This is a genomic window from Stenotrophomonas sp. STEN087, from assembly GCF_056759115.1.
In genome coordinates this window covers 22,737-30,659 of record NZ_JBRRCR010000047.1, presented here as the reverse complement: position 1 = coordinate 30,659, position 7,923 = coordinate 22,737, and the positions used below count along the sequence as shown (strand labels likewise).

At 67.6% G+C, this 7,923-nt stretch carries 7 protein-coding genes; 1 reads left to right on the top strand and 6 read right to left on the bottom strand.

From position 1 onward, the window contains the following. Nucleotides 1–117: 117 nt before the first annotated feature. The 6 genes from ACVOK1_RS13255 to ACVOK1_RS13230 form a co-directional block, all read right to left on the bottom strand. Complete coding sequence (locus tag ACVOK1_RS13255) at nt 118–1,008, bottom strand: amidohydrolase family protein (protein WP_481562332.1); 891 nt, start codon at nt 1,006–1,008, stop codon at nt 118–120. Next, nucleotides 1,008–2,030 (bottom strand): amidohydrolase family protein, encoded by a 1,023-nt coding sequence (locus ACVOK1_RS13250; RefSeq protein WP_108768768.1) that lies wholly within the window; start codon nt 2,028–2,030, stop codon nt 1,008–1,010. Before ACVOK1_RS13250 ends, ACVOK1_RS13255 begins: the two co-directional genes overlap by 1 nt. 23 nt (nt 2,031–2,053) lie before the next feature. Beyond that, nucleotides 2,054–3,337 carry a carbohydrate porin gene (locus tag ACVOK1_RS13245; protein ID WP_481562331.1) on the bottom strand — a complete coding sequence of 428 codons (1,284 nt, stop codon included), beginning with the start codon at nt 3,335–3,337 and terminating at the stop codon, nt 2,054–2,056. Between the two features lie 87 nt (nt 3,338–3,424). Then, nucleotides 3,425–4,738: a C4-dicarboxylate transporter DctA gene (gene dctA, locus ACVOK1_RS13240; RefSeq protein WP_481562330.1), complete on the bottom strand. Its 1,314-nt coding sequence runs from the start codon at nt 4,736–4,738 to the stop codon at nt 3,425–3,427. 43 nt (nt 4,739–4,781) lie between these two features. Continuing rightward, complete coding sequence (locus tag ACVOK1_RS13235) at nt 4,782–5,837, bottom strand: 4-oxalomesaconate tautomerase (protein ID WP_200752775.1); 1,056 nt, start codon at nt 5,835–5,837, stop codon at nt 4,782–4,784. After that, on the bottom strand, nt 5,830–6,501 hold the full coding sequence (locus tag ACVOK1_RS13230) for a 4-carboxy-4-hydroxy-2-oxoadipate aldolase/oxaloacetate decarboxylase (RefSeq protein ID WP_481562329.1): 672 nt from the start codon (nt 6,499–6,501) through the stop codon (nt 5,830–5,832). Before ACVOK1_RS13230 ends, ACVOK1_RS13235 begins: the two co-directional genes overlap by 8 nt. A 101-nt stretch (nt 6,502–6,602) precedes the next feature. Here ACVOK1_RS13230 and ACVOK1_RS13225 point away from each other — a divergent pair, with 101 nt between their 5' ends. Then, entirely contained in the window at nt 6,603–7,850 is a 1,248-nt protein-coding gene (locus ACVOK1_RS13225; RefSeq protein ID WP_200733810.1) for a LysR family transcriptional regulator, read from the top strand. Nucleotides 7,851–7,923 lie beyond the last annotated feature (73 nt).

The following is a 7,923-nucleotide window of genomic DNA, read 5'->3' as shown; positions in this document are numbered from 1 at the left end:
GGCGTGGGGGTCGCCCCCGGGGCCTGCGCCCTGGGGTGTTCCCCGGCCTGCGGCGGCCACAACAAGTGGGTCTTTCACATGGGGGCGGGCGGGCGGCGGGCCGGCACCCACAGCGCCTCACGCGCCCCAATACAACCGCATCGGGTTGTCCACCAGCAGCTTCTGCTGCAGCTCCAGCGTCGGCGCGATGTGGGGAATCACATCCACCAGATGCCCATCATCAGGCATGTGGTCCTTCATGTTCGGGTGCGGCCAGTCCGTGCCCCACAGCACGCGATCCGGGAAGCGTTCCACCAGGTGCCGCGCGAACGGCACCACGTCGGCGTACCCCGGCGGCCCCACCCGCGACAGCCGCTCCGGGCAGCTGACCTTGCTCCACACATTTCCGTGCTCGGCCATCAGCTGCGCGAAACGCTGGAATTCCGGCCCGTCCACCGGCTGGCTCATGTCCGGCCGGCCCATATGGTCGACCACCACCGTGGTCGGCAGCGAGGTGAAGAAGTTCCAGCGCTCGGCCAGGTCGGCCGCTTCGAAGTACACCACCACGTGCCAGCCCAGCGGCGCAATGCGGTCGATGATGGCGTGGTAGTAGGCATCCGGCTTGGGGTCGACCAGCCGGCGCACGAAGTTGAAGCGCACGCCGCGTACGCCCGCGGCATGCAGCTGCTGCAGCTCCTCGTCGCTGACCGTATCGCGCACCGTGGCCACGCCACGGGCCAGGCCGCCGCTGGCCTGCAGCGCATCGACCAGGGCGCGGTTGTCTGCACCATGGCAGGTTGCCTGCACGATCACGTTGCGGCTGAACCCGAGGAAGTCGCGCAGCGCAAACAGCTGCGCCTTTCCGGCGTCGCAGGGCGTGTACTTGCGCTCGGGTGCATACGGGAACACATCGCCCGGACCGAACACATGGCAGTGCGCGTCCACCGCACCCGGCGGGGGTACGAACGTCGGGCGGCTGGGGTTGGCGCAGTAGTCCATCCAGTCGGCATCCTTCTGGAACGCGGCCATCACAGCCCCCTCGCCTTCAGCTGCGCATCCAGCCGCGGGTAGACCCGCCGCGCATTGCCTTCGAATACCTTGTAGCGATCGCCTTCGGACAACGCCAGCGCATCCACGTAGCGACGGGTGTCATCGAAGAAGTGGCCGGTCTGCGGGTCGATGCCACGCACCGCGCCCACCATTTCCGAACCGAACAGGATGTTGTCGATGTCGATCACCTCGAACAGCAGGTCGATGCCGGGCTGGTGGTACACGCAGGTATCGAAGTAGACGTTCTTCATCACATGCTCGGCCAGCGGCGGCTTGCCCAGCATGTCCGCCAGGCCCCGGAAGCGCCCCCAATGGTAAGGCACCGCGCCACCGCCATGCGGGATGATGAAGCGCAGCTCGGGGAAGTCACGGAACAGATCGCCCTGCAGGAACTGCATGAAGGCGGTGGTATCGGCGTTCAGGTAGTGCGCGCCGGTCGCATGGAAATTGGCATTGCAGCTGCCCGACACGTGCACCATGGCCGGCACGTCCAGTTCCACCATCTTCTCGAAGAACGGGTACCAGGAACGATCGGTCAATGGCAGGCCATCCCAGTGGCCGCCGGACGGATCGGGGTTGAGGTTGCAGCCGACGAAACCAAGCTCGTTCACGCAGCGCTCCAGCTCAGCCACCGAGTGCGCGATCGGCACGCCCGGCGACTGCGGCAGCTGGCAGACGCCGATGAACTGATCCGGGTACAGCTGAACCACCCGCGCGATCAGGTCGTTGCAGCGGCGCGTCCATTCAGCGCTGACCTGCTCATCGCCGATGTGGTGGGCCATGGTGCTGGCGCGCGGCGAGAAGATGGTCATGTCCGCACCGCGCTCGCGCAGCAGGCGCAGCTGGTTGGCCTCCACGCTGTCGCGAAGTTCATCGTCGCTGATCGTGGGATAGACCGCCGCCGGCAGCGAGCGGTCGTTGAAGTGGGCCACCTGCGCCTTGCGGAACGCATCGTGGCCGGCGGGGGCCGTGGTGTAGTGGCCGTGGCAGTCGATGATCATGGGGGATCTCCTCGGGCGATGGATCACCAGCCGAACAGCTGGGCGAAGTGCACATCCACGCGCAGGCCGACAATCAGCGCGTCGGGGATGTTGGTGGTGCGCGTGGGTGCGTAGATCGGGTCGGGGTTGATGACGTACTGCAGGTTCGGCATCAGGCGGATGCCCTTCTTCACCGCCCAGCCGTAGCTGAGCTCGGTGATGATTTCGTCGGCATGCGGCGCACTGGTGCCGCCGTAACGGCTGCGGCGGTCACGCAGGAAGCCGATCTGTTCGTCGCTGAAATGCGTGTTGGAGACGAACATGGCCAGGGTGTCCTGGTCGCGGCCGGCGAAGGTGCCAGTCTTGACGAAGCCCGCCGACACGAAATGATCGACCGGGGCCTCGTTGCCGGTATTGACGTAGACCCGGCCGAACACAGCCAGGTTGCGCTTGCCTTCGCCGCGCCAGACGGTCTGGTCGCCCATCGCGTAGACGCCCATGCGCGCGCCGTCCTGCACGGCCGTCGGCTTGCCGGTCAGCGCTGCCGAATTGCCGTTGGCATCGAAGTACGAGCTCTTGCCGCCATCGCTGTTGCGGTACATGCCGACGCGGTAGGTGCGCGGCAGGCGGTCGTTGGCGAAGCTGGTCTGGTAGCCCACTTCGTAGGCGCTGATGGTGCCGGTGCCCTCGCCCACCGAGAAGTCCAGGCCGTTCTTGCCGGCCTTGTTCAGCTCGTTGTTGTAGTCGAAAACACCCGCCTGCGCATACCAGCGATCATTCACGTCGTAGCGCACGAGGCCGGCCCAGGACGAATTCGGGTAGGCGGTGATGCCCAGGTCGGTGATCGCACCATAGGGCGTCAGGCACATCGCGTTGCTCATGAACACGCAGTTGAGCGGCGAGTTGTTGAAGTAGCTGTTCACCGGTGCACGGCCGGCGATGATGCTAAGGCCATTGTCGAAGCGGTGACGAAGGGTCAGTCGGGTCAGGCGGCCGCCGGCCACCGGTCGCCAGGTCTGCTGCGCGCTGATCGAGTTGCCGATCTTCTCGCGCGCCAAGTTGCGCCCGGCGAACCAGGCCCACTGTGCATCCACCTCGGTGCCGTGCACGCCGAACAGCTTGTCCAGGTCGAACTTCGACTGGGCCATCACCCAGTACGAACCTTCGGTGCCCTGTTCAACACCGCCCACCGGGTTGTGGGCCACATTGCCAACCAGGTCCAGGGTCAGGTCGATGCCCTCGGGGATGCTGCGTTCAGCGGCGAACGCAGGCGTTGCCAGTGCGCTGGCAAGCAGCAGGTACAGCGGGGTACGCAGGAACTGCGACATGTTCTCTCCCTTCCCGGCGCCGCCGGCGCCAGGGTGATGCATTCAGTGGAGGCCACCGCAGTGGCCGTCAGGACTCAGGCCATTGCCTCAGGCGGGCTGCACGCCGAGCAGGCGTTGCCGGGTTCGGCGAGTGCCGATCTGCGCGGCCATGGTCTTTTCATCCAGCTTGCCTTCCCACTTGGCGATCACCAGCACGGCGATGGCATTGCCGATCAGGTTCACGAAGGTCAGGCCTTCAGCCAGGATGCGGTGGATACCAAGGATCAAGGCGATGCTGGCCACCGGAATGGTGCCGGTGGTGCCAAGGGTCGCCGCCAGCACCACGAACGCCGCACCGGCCACGCCCGCAGCACCCTTGGAGGTCAGCAGCAGCACGGCGATCAGGCCCAGCTGGTGCCACACGGTCAGTTCGGTATTGGTCGCCTGGGCCAGGAAGATCGCCACCGTGGTCAGGTACAGGCAGGTGCCATCCAGGTTGAACGAGTAGCCGGCGGGAATCACGAAGCCGACGACGCCCTCTTCGCAGCCCAGCTTCTTCATCTTCTCGATCAGGCGCGGCAGCACCGTTTCGGTGGAGGTGGTGGCCGCAACGATGATGATCTCGTCGCGCAGGTAACCCAGCAGGCGCCACAGGCTGGCACCGGTCCACCAGCACACTGTGCCCAGCACCAGCACGGTGAACAGCCCGCAGACCACGAAGAACTCGATGATCAGCTCGCCCAGCGACAGCAGCGAGGCAGCCCCGAACTGGCCGACGGTGAAGGCGATGGCACCAAACGCACCGATCGGCGCCACGTACATGATGTAGCCGATCATCTTGAACAGCGCACCGGAGGCGCTCTCGATCACATCCATCACCGGCTTGCCGCGCTCACCGACGGCGGCCAGGGCCACGCCGGACAGCACGGCCACGAACAGCACCTGCAGCACGTGCGCCTCGGTGAAGGCACTGACCAGGGTGTTGGGGATGATGGCCATGATGTAGGCCACGATCGACTGGTCATGGGCGGTGTGCACATAGCCCTGGATGCTGGCCATGTCGATCGTCGCCGCGTCGATGTTCATGCCGGCGCCGGGCTTCCACAGGTCCACCGCCACCAGGCCGACGATCAACGCGAGGATGGTGATCACCTCGAAGTAGATCAGCGATTTCAGCGCCAGCCGACCCACGCTGCGCATGTCACGCATGCCGGCGATGCCGTGCACCACGGTGACGAAGATGATCGGTCCGATCATCATCCGGATCAGCTTGATGAAGCCATCACCCAGCGGCTTCATCGCCGAACCCAGGTCCGGCTGCAGCCAGCCCAGCAATACGCCGATCACGGTGCCGGCCAGCACCTGGAACCACAACTGGCCAAAGATTCCAAAGCGGCCCGGCCGCTTCCCTACCACGGTCATAACAACCCTCCCAGGTCGCAGAGAATAGAAAGGCGCTGCCTGTTCAGTCGAACAGTGCGCCGTCGAACAGCTTCCGTGCGGTGCGCAGCATGGCCGCGCGGGCCACCTGGCCGTCCTCGTCCAGTTCAATCACGCAGGTCGTGGCCCCGCTGGGGTGCTCCACCGCCAGGGTCTGTACCTGCCCGCCCGGCAACCGGGCCAGTGCATGGGCCGGCGAGCCCGGCAGCAGGCAGGCCGTGGCCACCGTCACCGCACCCAGCACGCCGATGGAGGCATGGCAGCGGTGCGGGATGAACGAGCGCACGCAGATCGCGCCGCCGTCGGCAGGTGCGGCCACCAGCATCATCTTGGGCACCGACTTCTCCGCCACATCGCCCAGGTTCATCTTCGGCCCCGCCTGCAGGCGGATCGCCTCCAGGCGGACCTTCAAGGCCTCGTCCGCGTCCAGCGTGGCGCGGTCCTCGTAGCCGCTGATGCCCAGGTCGGACGCGCGCAGCACCACGCAGGGCATGCCGTTGTCGATCAGGGTTGCCTGCACGCCGTCAATCACGTCCACCACGTTGCCGGTCGGCAGCAGCGCGCCGCAGCTGGAACCCGCGGTGTCCTCGAAGGCCAGTGGCAGCGGTGCGGCAGTACCCGGTACGCCATCGATGCGCGCGTCACCGGCATAGCTCACCACCCCGCCTGGTGTCTGCACGCTGGCCGTGGCCAGGGTGCCGGTGTTGGCCATGAAGATGCGCACCTCGGTCACCCCATCGCGCGCCGCCACCAGGCCGCGCTCAATCGCGAACGGACCCACGCCGGCCAGCATGTTGCCGCAGTTCTGCGCGTCACTCACCAGCGCCTGGTCGACGAAGACCTGCAGGAACAGGTACTCCACGTCAGCATCCTCGCGCTGCGAGGGCGAAACCACGGCGACCTTGGAGGTCAGCGGGTCGCCGCCGCCCATGCCGTCAATCTGGCGCACGTCCGGTGAACCATAGGCGCGCAGCAGGAAGGCATCACGCGCGGCGGCATCAGCCGGCAGGTCCTGGGCGAGGAAGAACCCGCCCTTGGACGTGCCTCCGCGCATCCACATCGCGCGCACGCCCTTATTCATAGCGCAGGCCCTTGGCGGCCAGGCGCTCACGCATGGCGTAGATGTCCAGGCCGAGTTCGCCACGGGCCAGACGTTCGCGCTTGTCGGCCTCGCGTGCTTCACGTGCCTGGGCTTCGGCGGCCACCCGCGCCGCATCGGCGCGCGGCACGATGCACACGCCGTCATCGTCGGCGATCACCACGTCACCCGCATTCACCAGACCGCCACCGCAGACCAGCGGCACGTTCACCGAGCCCAGGGTTTCCTTCACCGTGCCCTGCGCGTGCACCGCCCGGCTCCACACCGGGAAGCCCATCGCGGTCAGCTCGCGCACATCGCGCACGCCCGCATCGATGACCAGGCCACGGCAGCCACGGGCCTGCGCCGAGGTCGCCAGCAGGTCGCCGAAGTAGCCATCGGTGCAGTCGCTGGTCGGTGCCACCACCAGGATGTCGCCCTCGCCGAGCTGCTCGATGGCCACATGCATCATCCAGTTGTCGCCCGGCGGCACCGATACGGTGACCGCACTGCCGGCGATGCGCGCGCCGCTGTAGATCGGCCGCAGCCGCGGATGCAGCAAGCCACTGCGACCCTGTGCCTCATGCACGGTGGCCACGCCGGCCTCGGCCAGTGACTGGATCAGCGCCGGTTCGGCGCGCTCGATGCGGGTGATGACGCGGGACATCCATCCATCCTTCGTTGGCGATGGCGCAGTCTGTTCCGCGTCATGCAGCCCCCTCAAGATCGTTTTTCGTCCGACCCATTCAATCTGGTTATAGTTGTGCCATGAATGGACTGCCCGAGCTGAACCTGAAACACCTGCACGCGATGGTGGCGGTACACGCGCACGGCGGCATCAGCGCGGCCGCGCCGCACCTCAATCTGTCCCAGCCCGCGCTCACCCAGGCCATCGCGCGGCTGGAACGGCAGCTGGATGCGCCGCTGTTCGACCGCCAGCCCGGCGGCATGGTCGCCACCGAAGCGACGCGCCTGCTCGCACCGCGCATCGAACGCGCCCTCGCCTACCTCGCCCGTGGCGTACGCGCGGCCCGGCGTGCGGCGCGCCTGCCTGCACTGGCAACCATCGAACGGCGACTGACACTCAGCCAGCTGCGCGCCCTCAACGCGGTGGACAGCGCGGGCAGCTTCACGCTCGCGGCAGCGCGCGCCGGGGTTTCGCAGCCGGCCATGCACCGCGCGGTGCGCGAACTGGAAGCGGTGATCGAGGTTCCCCTGCTGCAGCGGCGTGGCAAGGCCCTGCTGGCCACGCCCGCCGCCACCCGTCTGCTGCGCTGGGTCCGCCTGGCACTGTCCGAGCTGGCCACCGGCCTGGACGAACTGGCCGCCACCCGCGACCAGCACGGCGGCCGCCTGGCCATCGGGGTGATGCCGCTGGCGCGCGCCTTGCTGCTGCCGCAGGCATTGGCCCGGTTCGCCCGGGCCTGGCCGGGCGCCACGGTGAACGTGGTGGAAGGCCCGTTCTCGGAGCTGCTGTCCGACCTGCGCGAAGGCAGCCTGGATCTGCTGGTCGGCGCCATGCGCGACCTCAGCGCGGTGCCCGACGTGGTGCAGGAAGGCCTGTTCGACGATGACCCGGTCATCGTCGGCCGCGCCGACCACCCTCTCGCCGCGCAGCTGCCATGGCGTTTCGAGCAACTGCTGGACTATCCGTGGGTGATCCCGGCCACCGGCGCGCCGGTGCGTGCACGCTGGGAGCGGATGTTCCGCGACAACGGCCACGAGCCACCGGTGCTGCGCATCGAATGCGGCTCGCTGGTGATCACCCGCGGCCTGCTGCTGGAGGATGACTGGCTGACCCTGATGTCACGCGACCAGTTCCTGATCGAACGCCAGGCCGGCCTGCTGGCCGAACTGGGCCTGGCCGGCCGCGCCCTGCGCCGCCGCATCGGGCTGACCACCCGCGCCGACTGGCACCCGACGCGACCGCAGCAGGCCTTCCTGCAGACCTTCCGCGAGGTCTGCGCCGAACGCAGCAGCGACGGCCCGGACGCCTGGCCGTTCCGCTATCGCTGAACCCCGCATGGGGCGCCATCTGTAGAGCCGAGCCCACGCTCGGCTGCGCGCTCAAGCCAACAAACCGCCGAGC